Source organism: Pseudomonas sp. PA-5-4B, from assembly GCF_021606215.1.
Lineage (GTDB): Bacteria > Pseudomonadota > Gammaproteobacteria > Pseudomonadales > Pseudomonadaceae > Aquipseudomonas > Aquipseudomonas edaphica.
This window is the reverse complement of the sequence record NZ_WKDB01000008.1, coordinates 20,958-36,081: the sequence shown is the minus strand read 5'-3', so window position 1 is coordinate 36,081 and position 15,124 is coordinate 20,958. Positions and strand designations below refer to the sequence as shown.

Annotated in this window: 15 protein-coding genes and 1 pseudogene; 10 read left to right on the top strand and 6 right to left on the bottom strand. The window is 60.4% G+C overall.

Annotated features, from left to right (window positions below; genetic code table 11):
- Window positions 1-162: 162 nt before the first annotated feature.
- The 3 genes from GIW28_RS06195 to GIW28_RS06185 all read right to left on the bottom strand — a co-directional run bounded on the left by GIW28_RS06195 (window position 163) and on the right by GIW28_RS06185 (window position 3,532).
- The gene (locus GIW28_RS06195) at window positions 163-1,062 is read right to left on the bottom strand and encodes an acyltransferase (RefSeq protein ID WP_017137612.1); all 900 of its coding nucleotides are present in this window, start codon (window positions 1,060-1,062) and stop codon (window positions 163-165) included.
- The gene (pta, locus tag GIW28_RS06190) at window positions 1,063-3,162 is read right to left on the bottom strand and encodes a phosphate acetyltransferase (RefSeq protein WP_056859109.1); all 2,100 of its coding nucleotides are present in this window, start codon (window positions 3,160-3,162) and stop codon (window positions 1,063-1,065) included. It lies immediately after the preceding gene.
- Between the two features lie 79 nt (window positions 3,163-3,241).
- Window positions 3,242-3,532, bottom strand: coding sequence for a DUF3565 domain-containing protein (locus GIW28_RS06185; protein ID WP_017137610.1), 291 nt, complete (start codon window positions 3,530-3,532; stop codon window positions 3,242-3,244).
- On the opposite strand from GIW28_RS06185, the gene GIW28_RS06180 reads away from it, so the two are divergent.
- Window positions 3,531-4,016 (top strand): FKBP-type peptidyl-prolyl cis-trans isomerase, encoded by a 486-nt coding sequence (locus GIW28_RS06180; RefSeq protein WP_003188398.1) that lies wholly within the window; start codon window positions 3,531-3,533, stop codon window positions 4,014-4,016. The two genes, GIW28_RS06185 and GIW28_RS06180, sit on opposite strands and share 2 nt — an antisense overlap.
- Window positions 4,017-4,290: 274 nt before the next feature.
- Here the strand turns inward: GIW28_RS06180 and rpsT (GIW28_RS06175) are convergent.
- Both rpsT (GIW28_RS06175) and rpsT (GIW28_RS06170) read right to left on the bottom strand, forming a co-directional pair.
- Window positions 4,291-4,419, bottom strand: a pseudogene (gene rpsT / locus GIW28_RS06175) (30S ribosomal protein S20); the annotation flags it as partial.
- Between the two features lie 194 nt (window positions 4,420-4,613).
- On the bottom strand, window positions 4,614-4,892 hold the full coding sequence (rpsT, locus tag GIW28_RS06170) for a 30S ribosomal protein S20 (RefSeq protein ID WP_003171647.1): 279 nt from the start codon (window positions 4,890-4,892) through the stop codon (window positions 4,614-4,616).
- A 253-nt stretch (window positions 4,893-5,145) separates the two neighbouring features.
- Here rpsT (GIW28_RS06170) and murJ point away from each other — a divergent pair, with 253 nt between their 5' ends.
- The 6 genes from murJ to ispH all read left to right on the top strand — a co-directional run bounded on the left by murJ (window position 5,146) and on the right by ispH (window position 12,669).
- The gene (murJ, locus tag GIW28_RS06165) at window positions 5,146-6,684 is read left to right on the top strand and encodes a murein biosynthesis integral membrane protein MurJ (protein ID WP_056859107.1); all 1,539 of its coding nucleotides are present in this window, start codon (window positions 5,146-5,148) and stop codon (window positions 6,682-6,684) included.
- 119 nt (window positions 6,685-6,803) lie between these two features.
- Complete coding sequence (ribF, locus tag GIW28_RS06160) at window positions 6,804-7,742, top strand: bifunctional riboflavin kinase/FAD synthetase (RefSeq protein WP_016971190.1); 939 nt, start codon at window positions 6,804-6,806, stop codon at window positions 7,740-7,742.
- Between the two features lie 14 nt (window positions 7,743-7,756).
- The gene (ileS, locus tag GIW28_RS06155; protein ID WP_017137608.1) at window positions 7,757-10,588 is read left to right on the top strand and encodes an isoleucine--tRNA ligase; all 2,832 of its coding nucleotides are present in this window, start codon (window positions 7,757-7,759) and stop codon (window positions 10,586-10,588) included.
- A complete protein-coding gene (gene lspA, locus GIW28_RS06150) occupies window positions 10,581-11,093 on the top strand; it encodes a signal peptidase II (RefSeq protein WP_236445824.1) in 513 nt (170 codons plus the stop codon). Before ileS ends, lspA begins: the two co-directional genes overlap by 8 nt.
- 7 nt (window positions 11,094-11,100) lie before the next feature.
- Window positions 11,101-11,538, top strand: a complete 438-nt coding sequence (gene fkpB, locus GIW28_RS06145) for an FKBP-type peptidyl-prolyl cis-trans isomerase (protein WP_010213263.1) — start codon at window positions 11,101-11,103, stop codon at window positions 11,536-11,538.
- Window positions 11,539-11,721: 183 nt separating this feature from the next.
- Window positions 11,722-12,669 carry a 4-hydroxy-3-methylbut-2-enyl diphosphate reductase gene (ispH, locus tag GIW28_RS06140; RefSeq protein WP_017137605.1) on the top strand — a complete coding sequence of 316 codons (948 nt, stop codon included), beginning with the start codon at window positions 11,722-11,724 and terminating at the stop codon, window positions 12,667-12,669.
- On the opposite strand, the gene GIW28_RS06135 is transcribed toward ispH, so the two are convergent.
- Entirely contained in the window at window positions 12,623-13,198 is a 576-nt protein-coding gene (locus tag GIW28_RS06135; protein WP_017137604.1) for a GspH/FimT family pseudopilin, read from the bottom strand. The two genes, ispH and GIW28_RS06135, sit on opposite strands and share 47 nt — an antisense overlap.
- Window positions 13,199-13,401: 203 nt before the next feature.
- Here GIW28_RS06135 and pilV point away from each other — a divergent pair, with 203 nt between their 5' ends.
- Genes pilV through GIW28_RS06120 form a run of 3 tightly spaced genes read left to right on the top strand, consistent with a single transcriptional unit; the run spans window position 13,402 to window position 15,122 of the window.
- Window positions 13,402-13,887 (top strand): type IV pilus modification protein PilV, encoded by a 486-nt coding sequence (pilV, locus tag GIW28_RS06130; RefSeq protein ID WP_177033710.1) that lies wholly within the window; start codon window positions 13,402-13,404, stop codon window positions 13,885-13,887.
- Window positions 13,884-14,591, top strand: a complete 708-nt coding sequence (locus GIW28_RS06125; protein ID WP_236445826.1) for a prepilin-type N-terminal cleavage/methylation domain-containing protein — start codon at window positions 13,884-13,886, stop codon at window positions 14,589-14,591. The genes pilV and GIW28_RS06125 overlap by 4 nt, the downstream gene beginning before the upstream one ends.
- 6 nt (window positions 14,592-14,597) lie before the next feature.
- Window positions 14,598-15,122: a pilus assembly PilX family protein gene (locus GIW28_RS06120; RefSeq protein WP_236445828.1), complete on the top strand. Its 525-nt coding sequence runs from the start codon at window positions 14,598-14,600 to the stop codon at window positions 15,120-15,122.
- Window positions 15,123-15,124 lie beyond the last annotated feature (2 nt).

Genomic DNA, 15,124 nt, shown 5'->3' with positions numbered 1-15,124 from the left:
CCGATCATTCGGTGGCGGGCTTTTTACTTTCTCAAGGTCTGGCGCGGTCACTGTGGGAGCTGGCTTGCCTGCGATAGCGGTGGGTCAGCAACTTACCCATCAACTGACAGTCAGCTATCGCAGGCAAGCCAGCTCCCACATTAGATTGCATTCACAGGTCGGTCAGTGGCGGCCTGGGTATTCCGTGTGAAGCTTATCCAGCAGCGCATCCTTGTCTTCCCACAGCTGGTTGATCCACCCCTGGAACGCCAACCGATACTCCCCATCCTGCTCATAATTCTTGCCGATAAACCCGGCTGGAATCTGCACTTCCTCAAAGCGCACCACCACGTCTTTCACATTCCCGCACAACAAATCCCAATACCCTGGACGCCCGGCCGGGTAGTGGATGGTCACGTTCACCAATGACTTGAGCTGCTCGCCCATGGCATCCAGCACAAACGCAATGCCACCGGCCTTGGGCTTGAGCAGGTAACGGAACGGCGATTTCTGCTGTGCGTGCTTGCCCGGCGTAAACCGCGTGCCTTCGGCAAAGTTGAAAATACCCACCGGGTTGTCGCGAAACTTCGCGCAGGTCTTGCGCGTGGTTTCCAGGTCTTTGCCTTTCTTCTCCGGGTGCTTCTCCAGATAAGCTTTGGTGTAGCGCTTCATAAACGGGAAGCCCAGCGCCCACCATGCCAGGCCAATCACCGGCACCCAGATCAGTTCCTGCTTGAGGAAGAACTTCAGCGGCCGAATCCGGCGATTGAGCACGTATTGCAGCACCATGATGTCGACCCAACTCTGGTGGTTACTGGTCACCAGATACGAGTGCTGGTAGTCCAGGCCTTCAAGGCCAGTCAGGTGCCAGCGTGTGCGTCGCACCAGGTTCATCCAGCCCTTGTTGTTGGTCACCCAGGCTTCGTGGGTGTGGTTCATCAGCCATTCGCTGAAGCGTTTGGCAAATGGCAGCGCCTTGAACAGCGCGACAACAAACAGGAACGAACACAGCAGGATCGTGTTCAGCGCCAACAACAAGGACGCGATTACCCCGCGTACGGCGGCAGGTAGAAAATCCAGCATTTAGATATCCATAGGTCGGTTGGCGGCTTGAATCGCCGTCAGGGCGATGGTGTACACGATGTCGTCCACTTGTGCACCGCGCGGCAGGTCGTTCACCGGTTTGCGCAAGCCTTGCAGCATGGGGCCCAGGCTTACGCAGTCGGCGCTGCGTTGCACGGCCTTGTGCGTGGTGTTGCCGGTGTTCAGGTCCGGGAACACAAACACCGTGGCTTTACCGGCGACCTGGCTGTTGGGCGCCAACTGCCGGGCGACGGTTTCATTGGCGGCGGCGTCGTATTGCAATGGGCCGTCGATCAGCAGCGAGCTTTGCTGTTCGTGGGCGAGCAAGGTGGCTTCGCGGACTTTCTCCACTTCTTCGCCGCTGGCCGAATCACCGCTGGAATAGCTGATCATCGCCACCCGTGGCGTAATGCCGAAGGCAGCGGCGGAGTCGGCACTTTGCAGGGCGATTTCCGCCAGTTCCACGGCGCTTGGGTGCGGGTTCATCACGCAGTCGCCGTACACCAGCACCTGCTCGGGGAACAGCATAAAGAACACCGACGACACCAAGGTGCAGCCCGGCGCCGTTTTAATCAGCTGCAGGGCAGGGCGGATGGTGTTGGCGGTGGAGTGAATAACCCCGGAAACCAGGCCGTCCACTTCATCCAGCGCGAGCATCATGGTGGCGATCACCACCGTATCTTCCAATTGTTGCTCGGCCATCGGCGCGTTGAGGCTCTTGCTCTTGCGCAGTGCGACCATTGGCTCGACATAGCGCTGGCGAATCAGGTCCGGGTCGAGAATCTCCAGGCCTTCGGGCAATTCGATGCCGTGGGCGCGGGCGACGGCTTCCACGTCGGCAGGTTTGGCCAGCAGCACGCAGCGCGCAATGCCCCGGGCCTGGCAGATGGCGGCGGCCTGCACGGTCAACGGCTCGCTGCCTTCGGGCAACACGATGCGTTTGTTGGCGGCCTGGGCGCGCTGGATCAACTGATAGCGGAACACCGCGGGCGACAGGCGCATTTCCCGTGGCGTGCCGCAGCGTTGGTGCAGCCAGCGTGCATCGAGGTGGCTGGCGACGAAATCGGTGATGATCTCCGCGCGCTCGCGGTCATCAATCGGGATTTCTTTGTTCAGGCTGTTGAGCTGGTTGGCCGTGTCGTAGGAACCGGTGCTCACGGAAAGGACTGGCAGCCCGGCCTGGAAGGCGCCACGGCACAGGTCCATGATGCGCGGGTCGGGCAGGGTGTCGCTGGTCAGCAACAGGCCGGCCAAGGGGACGCCGTTGATCGCGGCGAGGCTGACGGCCAGGATGATGTCGTCACGGTCGCCCGGCGTTACCACCAGCACGCCCGGCTTTAGCAGCTCCACGGTGTTACGCATGGTGCGCGCGCAAATGATGATCTTGGTCATGCGCCGGGTTTCGTAGTCGCCGGCGTTGAGGATCTGTGCGCCCATCAGGTCGGCCACGTCGCGGGTGCGCGGGGCGTTGAGTTCGGGCTGGTAAGGGATGCAACCGAGCAGGCGGAAATCGCCGCTGCGCAACAGGGGCGAATGCTCTTTTAGGCGCGCCGAGAAGGCTTCCATGCTTTCGTCGGTGCGCACTTTGTTGAGGATCACGCCCAGCACTTTCGGGTCTTTGGGGCCGCCGAACAGTTGGGCCTGCAATTCCACGCGGCCCGATAGCTCGGTGAGCACTTCGTTTTCCGGTGCCGACACCAGGATCACTTCTGCGTCGAGGCTCTTGGCCAGGTGCAGGTTGACCCGCGCCGCATAGCTGGCGCTGCGGGTCGGCACCATGCCTTCGACGATCAGCACGTCTTTGCCCACGGCGGCTTGCTGGTACAGGGTGATGATTTCTTCGAGCAGCTCGTCGAGCTGGCCGTCGCCGAGCATGCGTTCCACATGGGCCAGGCCCAAGGGTTGTGGTGGCTTAAGGCCGTGGGTGCGCGCCACCAGTTCGGTGGAGCGCTCGGGGCCGGTGTCACCCGGATGTGGCTGGGCAATCGGTTTGAAGAAGCCGACTTTCAGCCCGGCCCGCTCAAGGGTGCGCACCAGCCCAAGGCTGATGGAGGTCAGACCCACACCAAAATCGGTGGGCGCGATAAAAAAAGTCTGCATGCGAATTCTCTGGAGGTGCATGGCTTCGGTGGCGTTCTATGGCTGAGCGCCTACCGGGAATCAGGCACCAAGGTTATCGTTATTCAGGCGCTTGCGCACACCAGCCGCACGTAAAGGGTTGGCCTATTTTTTCAAGACGTTGCGCGGTATCGAGTACCCAGGCGCGCGACTGCCATGGCGGCTGGTGGCGCAGGTGCTGGGTGTGGCCGCAAGACAGCTCGGCCACCCAATGGTTGTCCTCATCCTGATGGAAACCGATGATGAAGGATGCCGTTGATCGGTTCCGTCTGTCCGGGTTCTGTTCGCTTTCGGGCAAATCCTTGTTTAGACTTGTCCGTTCTTCATTCTTATGCAAAAGGTCTCGCCCCATGACGATCGCCGCTAACAAGGCTGTCTCCATCGACTATACCCTGACCAACGACGCTGGTGAGGTCATCGACAGCTCCGCCGGCGGCGCGCCGCTGGTCTACCTGCAAGGTGCAGGTAACATCATCCCGGGCCTGGAGAAGGCTCTGGAAGGCAAGAACGTCGGTGACGAACTGACTGTCGCCGTAGAACCTGAAGATGCTTACGGCGAATACTCCGCCGAACTGGTCAGCACCCTGAGCCGCAGCATGTTCGAAGGCGTTGATGAGCTGGAAGTGGGCATGCAGTTCCACGCATCCGCTCCGGACGGCCAGATGCAGATCGTCACCATCCGCGATCTGGACGGCGACGACGTGACTGTCGACGGCAACCACCCTCTGGCTGGTCAGCGGCTGAACTTCCAAGTGAAGATCGTTGCTATCCGCGACGCCTCCCAGGAAGAAGTGGCCCACGGCCACGTCCACGGTGAAGGCGGTCATCACCATTGATTGTGGTTTGATCAATAGGTAGCAAAAACGCCCCGACTGGTTCGGGGCGTTTTTTTTGCGCCCGAAAATACACTGCAGTTCAAGTGTGGGAGCGGGCTTGCCCGCGATGAGGGCGTGTCAGCCGCCTTATACATCACTGACCCACCGCAATCGCGGGCAAGCCCGCTCCCACATTTTTGATCTTATCGCGCACAAACAAAAATGCCCCGGACCTTTCGGTTCGGGGCATTTCTTAACTGTTACGCAACCTGAGTTACGTGGCAGTTGTTACCACTTAGGCTGCTGCAGCGACGTTCAGAGCCTTGATGTGGCCATTCAGGCGGCTCTTATGACGAGCGGCTTTGTTCTTGTGGATGATGCCTTTATCGGCCATACGGTCGATAACAGGCACAGCCATGTGGGAGCGGGCTTGCCCGCGATGGGGGCGTGTCAGCTGGCCTGTTCACCACTGACCCACCGCAATCGCGGGCAAGCCCGCTCCCACATTTTGATCCGTGCGCCCAAGTTATTGAGCACAAACAAAAATGCCCCGGACCTTTCGGTTCGGGGCATTTCTTAACTGTTACGCAACCTGAGTTACGCGGCAGTTGTTACCACTTAGGCTGCTGCAGCGACGTTCAGAGCCTTGATGTGGCCATTCAGGCGGCTCTTATGACGAGCGGCTTTGTTCTTGTGGATGATGCCTTTATCGGCCATACGGTCGATAACAGGCACAGCCAGAACGTAAGCAGCTTGAGCTTTTTCAGCGTCTTTGGTGTCGATGGCTTTAACTACATTCTTGATGTAGGTACGAACCATGGAACGCAGGCTGGCGTTGTGGCTGCGACGCTTCTCAGCCTGTTTTGCACGTTTTTTGGCGGAAGGTGTGTTGGCCACCGTCGAGCTCCTCGAAAGACTTTTTAGGAAATAGCAAACAAAATAGGCCGCGAATCATGCCGATGACTTGATGGGTTGTCAAGGGCGGCTGATGCGAACTGCTGAGTGGTCGATCTGAAGAGGCGGGTGATTTATTTCCGGCGCTTGACCTGTAAACTCGCGAGCTTTGGCTCTGTGCTGTTGCAGGCGCGCAGTATCGCATAAGTGGGCGCTTTGTTCGCCTGCTCTTTATCTAAAGGCGCAAACTCTTTCAATGAATCTGCTCAAATCGTTGGCTGCCGTCAGCTCTATCACGATGATCTCCCGGGTTTTAGGGTTTGTGCGTGACACCCTGCTGGCGCGCATTTTCGGCGCCAGCATGGCCACGGATGCGTTCTTTATTGCCTTTAAACTGCCCAACCTGTTGCGGCGGATCTTCGCCGAGGGCGCATTCTCCCAGGCTTTCGTGCCGATCCTGGCCGAATACAAAACCCAGCAGGGTGAAGAGGCGACCCGTACCTTTATTGCCTATGTCTCGGGCTTGCTGACCCTGGTACTGATGCTGGTAACCCTCGTCGGCATGCTTGCCGCGCCCTGGGTGATCTGGGCCACGGCCCCCGGTTTTGCCAATACCCCGGAAAAATTCGCGCTGACCACTGACCTGTTGCGGGTGACCTTTCCTTATATATTGCTGATTTCGCTGTCTTCCCTGGCCGGGGCGATCCTCAATACCTGGAACCGTTTCTCGGTACCGGCCTTCGTGCCGACATTGCTGAACGTCAGCATGATTATTTTCGCGCTGTTCCTGACGCCGTACTTCGACCCGCCGGTTATGGCCCTGGGCTGGGCGGTGCTGGCCGGCGGCCTGGCGCAGCTGCTGTACCAACTGCCGCACCTGAAAAAAATCGGCATGCTGGTGCTGCCGCGCCTGAACCTCAAGGACACCGGCGTATGGCGCGTGATGCGCAATATGCTGCCGGCGATCCTGGGCGTGTCGGTGAGCCAGATTTCCCTGATCATCAACACTGCGTTCGCATCCTTGCTGGTGTCCGGTTCGGTCTCCTGGATGTACTACGCCGATCGCTTGATGGAGTTGCCGTCCGGCGTACTGGGTGTAGCCTTGGGCACAATCTTGCTGCCGACGCTGTCGCGCACCTATGCCAGCAAGGACCGCCAGGAGTACTCGCGCATCCTCGACTGGGGCCTGCGCCTGTGCTTTATGCTGGTGTTGCCGTGTTCCCTGGCCCTGGGCATTCTGGCTGAGCCGTTGACCGTGTCGCTGTTCCAATACGGCCAGTTCAGCGCGTTTGACGCGTCAATGACCCAGCGCGCACTGGTCGCCTACTCCGTCGGTCTGCTCGGCATTATCGTGATCAAAGTGCTGGCGCCGGGCTTCTACGCCCAGCAAAACATCCGCACGCCGGTCAAGATCGCAATCTTCACCCTGATCGTCACGCAACTGCTCAACCTGGTGTTTATCGGCCCGTTGGCCCATGCCGGCCTGGCCCTGGCGATCAGCGCGGGTGCCTGCATCAACGCGGGCCTGCTGTTTTATCAACTGCGCAAGCAGCAGATGTATCAGCCGCAGCCGGGCTGGGGCCTGTTTGCCCTCAAGCTGCTGGTGGCGGTGGCGATGATGTCGGCGGTGTTGTTGGGCCTGATGCACTTCATGCCCGCCTGGGATCAAGGCCATATGCTTGAACGCTTCATGCGCCTGGGTGTTCTGGTCGTGGCAGGTGTGGTGGTGTACTTCGGGATGTTGCTGTTGCAAGGCTTCCGTCTGCGTGATTTCAATCGAAAGTCGCTTGGCTAGAGACTTTGCCGTGATAAAACGGTTGTTTTATCGATTCGATCCATTTGGCCTGCGCTGTTGCCTGTCGTCCGGGGCCGGGTGTGGTTATAATCGACCACTTTATGAGCAAGAAGCGCGTTATGCAGCTGGTTCGAGGTCTCCACAACCTGCGCCCCGAGCATCGGGGCTGCGTCGCCACTATTGGCAACTTTGACGGTGTTCACCGTGGCCACCAGGCTATCCTGGGCCGGCTGCGTGAACGTGCGGTCGAGTTGGGCGTGCCCAGCTGCGTGGTGATTTTTGAGCCACAGCCGCGGGAATACTTTACCCCCGAGACGGCTCCGGCGCGCTTGGCCCGCCTGCGCGACAAGCTGCAACTGCTGGCTGAAGAGGGCGTGGACCGTGTGCTGTGCCTGGCCTTCAATCAGCGTTTGCAAAGCCTCAGCGCCGCCGAGTTCGTTGACCGTATCCTGGTAGATGGCCTGGGCGTGCAGCACCTGGAGGTCGGCGACGACTTCCGTTTCGGCTGCGACCGCGTCGGCGATTTCGACTTCCTGCAACACGCTGGTGTGAATCAAGGTTTTACCGTCGAAGCCGCGCAAACCGTCGAACTGGACGGCCTGCGCGTGAGCAGTACCCAGGTGCGTAACGCACTGGCGGCTGCCGACTTCGCCTTGGCCGAGCGTTTGCTCGGTCGCCCGTTCCGCATTGCCGGGCGGGTATTGCACGGTCAGAAGCTGGCGCGCCAACTGGGCACGCCAACCGCCAACGTGCAGCTCAAGCGTCGTCGTGTGCCACTCACCGGGGTTTACCTGGTAAGTGTCGACATCGACGGCCAATCGTGGCCGGGAGTCGCCAACATAGGCGTCAGGCCCACGGTTGCAGGTGATGGCAAGGCCCACCTGGAAGTTCACCTTTTGGATTTTGCCGGTGATTTGTATGACCGGCGTTTAACGGTGGTTTTCCACCAGAAGCTGCGTGAAGAGCAGCGTTTCGCCTCCCTTGAGGCGTTGAAAACGGCGATCAATGCGGATGTCGCCGCCGCCCGTGCACTAGCCGCACCTAGCGCCCATCGCTAACCGAAGAGCCTTAAATGACCGACTATAAAGCCACGCTAAACCTTCCGGACACCGCCTTCCCAATGAAGGCCGGCCTGCCACAGCGCGAACCGCAGATCCTGCAGCGCTGGGACAGTATTGGCCTGTACGGAAAGTTGCGCGAAATTGGCAAGGATCGTCCGAAGTTCGTCCTGCACGACGGCCCTCCTTATGCCAACGGCACGATTCACATCGGTCATGCGCTGAACAAAATTCTCAAGGACATGATACTGCGTTCGAAAACCCTGTCGGGCTTCGACGCGCCTTATGTTCCGGGCTGGGACTGCCACGGCCTGCCGATCGAACACAAAGTCGAAGTGACCTACGGCAAGAACCTGGGCGCGGATAAAACCCGCGAACTGTGCCGTGCCTACGCCACCGAGCAGATCGAAGGGCAGAAGTCCGAATTCATCCGCCTGGGCGTGCTGGGCGAGTGGGACAACCCGTACAAGACCATGAACTTCAAGAACGAGGCCGGTGAAATCCGTGCCTTGGCTGAAATCGTCAAAGGCGGTTTCGTGTTCAAGGGCCTCAAGCCCGTGAACTGGTGCTTCGACTGCGGTTCGGCCCTGGCTGAAGCGGAAGTCGAGTACGAAGACAAGAAGTCCTCGACCATCGACGTGGCCTTCCCGATCGCCGACGACGACAAGCTGGCCCAAGCCTTTGGCCTGTCGAGCCTGCCAAAGCCTGCAGCCATCGTGATCTGGACCACCACCCCGTGGACCATCCCGGCCAACCAGGCGCTGAACGTGCACCCGGAATTCACCTACGCCCTGGTGGACGTCGGTGATCGCCTGCTGGTGCTGGCCGAAGAAATGGTCGAGGCCTGCCTGGCGCGCTACGAGCTGCAAGGTTCGGTCATCGCCACCACCACCGGCACTGCGCTGGAACTGATCAATTTCCGTCACCCGTTCTATGACCGTCTGTCGCCGGTGTACCTGGCTGACTACGTGGAGCTGGGTTCGGGTACTGGTGTGGTTCACTCCGCGCCGGCCTACGGCGTTGATGACTTTGTGACCTGCAAAGCCTACGGCATGGTCAACGATGACATCCTCAACCCGGTGCAGAGCAATGGCGTTTACGCGCCGTCGCTGGAGTTCTTTGGCGGCCAGTTCATCTTCAAGGCCAACGAGCCGATCATCGACAAACTGCGTGAAGTCGGTTCGCTGCTGCACACCGAAACCATCAAGCACAGCTACATGCACTGCTGGCGTCACAAGACCCCGCTGATCTACCGCGCTACCGCGCAGTGGTTTATCGGCATGGACAAAGAGCCGACCAGCGGCGACACCCTGCGTGTGCGCTCGCTCAAAGCCATCGAAGACACCAAGTTCGTCCCGGCCTGGGGCCAGGCGCGCCTGCACTCGATGATCGCCAACCGTCCGGACTGGTGCATCTCCCGCCAACGTAACTGGGGCGTGCCGATCCCGTTTTTCCTGAACAAGGAAAGCGGCGAGCTGCACCCACGTACCGTTGAACTGATGGAAGCAGTGGCGCTGCGCGTTGAGCAGGAAGGCATCGAAGCCTGGTTCAAGCTGGACGCCGCCGAACTGCTGGGCGACGAAGCGCCGCTGTACGACAAGATCAGCGACACCCTCGACGTGTGGTTCGACTCGGGTACCACCCACTGGCACGTGCTGCGCGGTTCGCACCCGATGGGTCACGCCACCGGCCCGCGTGCCGACCTGTACCTGGAAGGCTCGGACCAACACCGTGGCTGGTTCCACTCGTCGTTGCTGACCGGCTGCGCCATCGACAACCACGCGCCGTACCGCGAACTGCTGACCCACGGCTTCACCGTCGACGAGACGGGCCGCAAGATGTCCAAGTCGCTGAAAAACGTGATCGAGCCGAAAAAGATCAACGACACCCTGGGCGCCGATATCATGCGTCTGTGGGTCGCCTCGACCGATTACTCGGGCGAAATCGCCGTGTCGGACCAGATCCTGGCCCGTAGCGCCGATGCCTACCGCCGTATCCGTAATACCGCACGCTTCCTGCTGTCGAACCTGACCGGTTTCAACCCGGCCACCGACATCCTGCCGGCCGAGGACATGCTCGCCCTGGACCGTTGGGCCGTGGACCGTACGCTGTTGCTGCAGCGCGAGTTGCAGGAACACTACGGCGAATACCGTTTCTGGAACGTGTACTCCAAGATCCACAACTTCTGCGTGCAGGAGCTGGGTGGTTTCTACCTCGATATCATCAAGGACCGCCAGTACACCACCGGCGCCAACAGCAAGGCGCGCCGCTCGGCGCAGACCGCGCTGTACCACATCTCTGAAGCGCTGGTGCGCTGGATCGCACCGATCCTGGCCTTCACCGCTGACGAACTGTGGGAATACCTGCCGGGCGAGCGTAACGAATCGGTGATGCTCAACACCTGGTACGAAGGCCTGACCGAATTGCCGGCCAACTTCGAACTGGGCCGCGAGTACTGGGAAGGCGTGATGGCCGTCAAGGTTGCGGTGAACAAGGAGCTGGAAGTTCAGCGCGCGGCCAAGGCCGTCGGTGGCAACCTGCAAGCCGAAGTCACCCTGTTTGCCGAGGAAGGCCTGACCGCCGACCTGGCCAAGCTGAGCAACGAACTGCGCTTCGTACTGATCACCTCGACCGCGAGCCTGGCACCGTTTGCCCAGGCACCTGCGGACGCAGTGGCCACCGAAGTGCCGGGCCTCAAGCTCAAAGTGGTCAAGTCGGCCTTTCCTAAGTGCGCCCGTTGCTGGCACTGCCGTGAAGACGTCGGCGTGAACCCAGAGCATCCGGAAATCTGCGGTCGTTGCGTCGACAACATCAGCGGTGCTGGCGAGGTTCGCCACTATGCCTAATGCTTCCAGTCGTTTCGGACGTCTGGGTTTGCTCGTGCTGAGCGTGCTGGTCCTGGTCATTGACCAGGTCAGCAAGGCTCATTTCGAAGGCTCCCTGCAGATGTTCCAGCAGATTGTGGTCATTCCTGACTACTTCAGCTGGACCCTGGCCTACAACACCGGTGCTGCCTTCAGCTTCCTGGCGGGCAGCGGCGGCTGGCAGCGCTGGCTGTTTGCCTTGATCGCGGTGGTTGTCAGCGCTGTGCTGGTGGTCTGGCTCAAGCGTCTGGGCCGTGATGATACCTGGCTCGCCATTGCCCTGGCCTTGGTGCTGGGCGGCGCGCTGGGCAACCTGTACGACCGCATTGCCCTGGGCCATGTGATCGACTTTATTCTGGTGCATTGGCAGAACCGCTGGTACTTCCCGGCGTTCAACTTTGCCGACAGCGCCATCACCGTCGGTGCAATCATGCTGGCGTTGGACATGTTCAAAAGCAAGAAAACCGGAGAGACCGTCAATGACTGATCAGGTATTGGCTGAGCAACGCATCGGCCAGAACACGGAAGTCACTTTGCATTTCGCACTGCGCCTGGAGAATGGCGACACGGTCGACAGCACGTTCGACAAAGCCCCGGCGACCTTCAAAGTCGGTGATGGCAACCTGCTGCCGGGTTTTGAAGCGGCACTGTTCGGTTTCAAGGCCGGCGACAAGCGCACCTTGCAGATCCTGCCGGAAAACGCCTTTGGCCAGCCCAACCCGCAAAACGTGCAGATCATCCCGCGCTCGCAGTTCCAGGACATGGACCTGTCGGAAGGCCTGTTGGTGATCTTCAACGATGCGGCGAACACCGAGCTGCCCGGCGTGGTTAAAACCTTCGATGACGCGCAAGTGACCATCGACTTCAACCACCCGTTGGCCGGTAAAACCTTGACGTTTGACGTTGAAATCATCGACGTTAAAGCGCTCTGACTGACGAAACCGGCGCTTATGGGGCCGGCTTGTGTGGGAGCTGGCTTGCCTGCGATAGCATCACCTCGGTGTACCTGATACACCCGGTCGTTTGCATCGCGGGCAAGCCCGGTTCCCACAGGGGCTTACTCCTGTAGAGTTGAGTTGATCCAATTTCTTGCCCTGCAAGACACGAGGCACAGCATGCAAATCAAACTCGCCAACCCCCGTGGCTTCTGCGCCGGTGTGGACCGGGCGATCGAAATCGTCAATCGCGCCCTGGAAGTGTTCGGGCCGCCGATTTACGTGCGCCATGAAGTCGTCCACAACAAATTCGTGGTTGAAGACCTGCGCGCACGCGGGGCTATCTTTGTCGAAGAACTCGACCAGGTGCCGGACGACGTTATCGTCATCTTCAGCGCCCACGGCGTGTCCCAGGCAGTACGTACCGAAGCGGCGGGCCGTGGCCTCAAGGTGTTTGACGCCACCTGCCCGCTGGTGACCAAGGTGCATATCGAAGTCGCGCGCTATAGCCGCGACGGCCGTGAATGCATCCTGATCGGCCACGCCGGTCACCCGGAAGTCGAAGGCACCATGGGGCAGTACGACGCCAGTAATGGCGGCGCCATCTACTTGGTAGAAGACGAAAAAGACGTGGCCGAGTTGCAGGTTCAAAACCCTGATCGCCTGGCCTTCGTGACGCAAACCACCCTGTCGATGGACGACACCAGCCGTGTGATCGATGCCCTGCGCACGCGTTTCCCGGCAATTGGCGGCCCACGTAAGGATGACATCTGCTACGCCACGCAAAACCGCCAGGACGCGGTCAAGCAACTGGCCGACGAATGCGATGTGGTTCTGGTGGTCGGCAGCCCCAACAGCTCCAACTCCAACCGCTTGCGCGAACTGGCTGAACGCATGGCCACGCCGGCCTACCTGATCGATGGCGCTGAAGACATGCAGCGCAGTTGGTTCGACGGCGTTGAGCGTATTGGCATCACCGCAGGGGCTTCCGCTCCAGAAGTGCTGGTGCGCGGTGTGATCCAGCAACTGCAGGCCTGGGGCGCCACCGGCGCGGATGAATTGGCCGGTCGCGAAGAGAACATCACGTTCTCCATGCCCAAAGAGCTGCGGGTTCGTTCGCTGCTCTGAGTGCCACGGTGCCGGAGCCGCACAGCGCCTGCTCGGTGGCCTCACTGCGCAGGCTGATGCGCCCGCTGGGCGCCAGCACCACTTGATAGAGGCTCTGTACCGGGTCGGTGCCGCAGATGTGCACCGTACCGGCGCGGAAGCCACCTCCCGCAAACACCGGCTCACCCAGCCCGCTGAAGCGTACCTGGTTCTTGACTGGCCCATTGCCCGCCATCAGCACGCGCCCATTGCCCTGCCGTTCCAGCAGTATAGGGTTGTCGGTACCCGGCTCGCCGCGCCCGCTTGTATCCACGATGATTTGCCATCCTCGGCTCCAATCGTTCTCCAGCGCCTGAATGATCACTGCGCGATTGCGGGTGATTGCCTCAGTGCGCGCCAACCGCAGGCCTTCGGCAAGTGAGTGTGCCGCGCTGCGTTGCTGCTGCGACGCAAGCAACCCCTTGAAGGCGGGCACTGCCACGGTCACCAGGATGCCGCCCAGTAACAGGCCGAACAGAAGTTCGATCAGGGTGAAACCGCGTTGTTGCATAGTCTGTCCCTCCATGGGCAAGGGTAAAAATGGGTTTGGAGACCTAGGTATAGCGCCCGGCGGCGGGGCTGAATGATGGCCTTTATGTCCAAAGTATTTCCCTTTGTTCCGATAGCAGCGCGAGCCAAAAACCGGCGCTAGTCTTGGGTCTCACAGCAGCATTGCGCTGCTTTTTTCAGCCTTCGACACGGATGACGACGGTAATGCTTGCCTGCCCGAACAGACTTTTTCCCTGCGTGCTGCCTCGACAGCAAACCGGCATGACCTTGATCGAAGTGCTGGTGGCGGTGCTGATTCTCGCCGTCGGGCTGCTGGGCGCCGCAGTGACCCAGCTCAATGCACTCAAGTACACCGACAGCTCAAGGATGACCAGCCAGGCCAGTTTCATTGCCTACGATATGCTCGACCGAATCCGCGCCAACTCAGGTGCCGACTATGCATGGGGGGGCGCGCAAACCGCCCCCGTCCTTAGCGCGACGGCCAGCGTGCGGGACCTGGACCTGCATGACTTCGAAGCCAATATCATCGGCTTCGCCGGCGAGGACGCCAAAGGCTCGGTGGTGATCAGCGGTGGCGAGGTAACCGTGAGCATCAGTTGGGATGATGCCCGTGGGGCGAATACGCCCGGGGCGCGGGAAACCTTCACCCTCACCAGCCGCATTACCAGCGACCCGCAGGTGCCTCAATGAGAAGCTTTGTCCGTGGCTTCAGCCTGGTGGAGTTGTTGCTCGCGCTGGCTGTCGGGTTGCTGCTGGTGCTGGGTGTCAGCCAGGTGACGATCAGCGCTCGCGCGACTCAAGCCAGCCAACAGGCCGCCATGCTGCTGCAGGATGACGCGCGGTTTGTGCTGGGCAAGATGATCCGGGATATCCGCCAGGCGGGCATGTTCGGCTGCCTGGCGACAGCCGCTATCGACAACGCACCCCCAGCCTTTGATCAACCTGTGGGTTGGCATTCTGCAGGCAGTTCCTGGTCGCTGACGCTGGTCACCGCCGATGTCGCAGGTGAGGGCGGCACGCCTGACTGGACGGTGCTCTCTGACTGCCTCGGCACGGCCCAAGCCTACGCGGGGAATTCACCGCCACCGATGCCAGGGCAGATCCGCTTTGCGCTGCGCCAACTCACCTACACCTATGAAACTGGGCAATTGAAGGTCAGTACGCCTGCGGCGCCGGCCAAGGCGGTGCTGTTGGACAACGTGCAGGCCTTCGACATCAGTTTCGGCGTGGCGGGCAAACCAGGTTCGCCTCAGGTAGCGCGCTATGACGCCAGCCCGGCGGATGAATCGCTGATCCGCAGCGTACGCCTGCGCATGACGCTGCAAGACCCGACCGGGCGCGTGAAAGATCAGGCCTACAGCGTCGTCGCAGCCCTGCGAAACCGGTTGGGGTAGGGCAGCATGTTCAATCATCAACGCTTTTATGCAGGGCAAGCCGGCATGGTTTTACTGATCAGCCTGGTGTTTCTGCTGGTGCTGTCACTGATCGGCCTGGCATCGATGCAAGGGGCGGTGTCCCAACAAAAGATTACCGGCAGCGTATGGCATCGAAACCAGTCATTCCAAAGCGCCGAAAGTGGCCTGCGGTTGGGTGAGTCGGTGATCCGGCGGGCAGGCGCGACACTGCCGGTGTGTCGGGCAATCAATTCCTGTGCGCCGCCGGTCGAGTCGTCGCAGGTGATAGAGGCAGGCACAAACCCCGTGTCAGCAGTCACTTGGGTTGCCCTGAAGGGCGGCCTGTATGGCGTGCAATCCCTGGGAGTGGGCGTGGGGATGGCGGGTTTGCCTGCCGAAACACCGGCCGCGTTGTACCGCGTGACGGCGGTTGGGAGCAGTGGCCAAGTGCGCACGGTGCTGGAGGCGGTCTATGCACAGGTAGAGGGCGATCTGAGCGTTCATCGGGTGCTATGGCGACAACTTCACTAGTA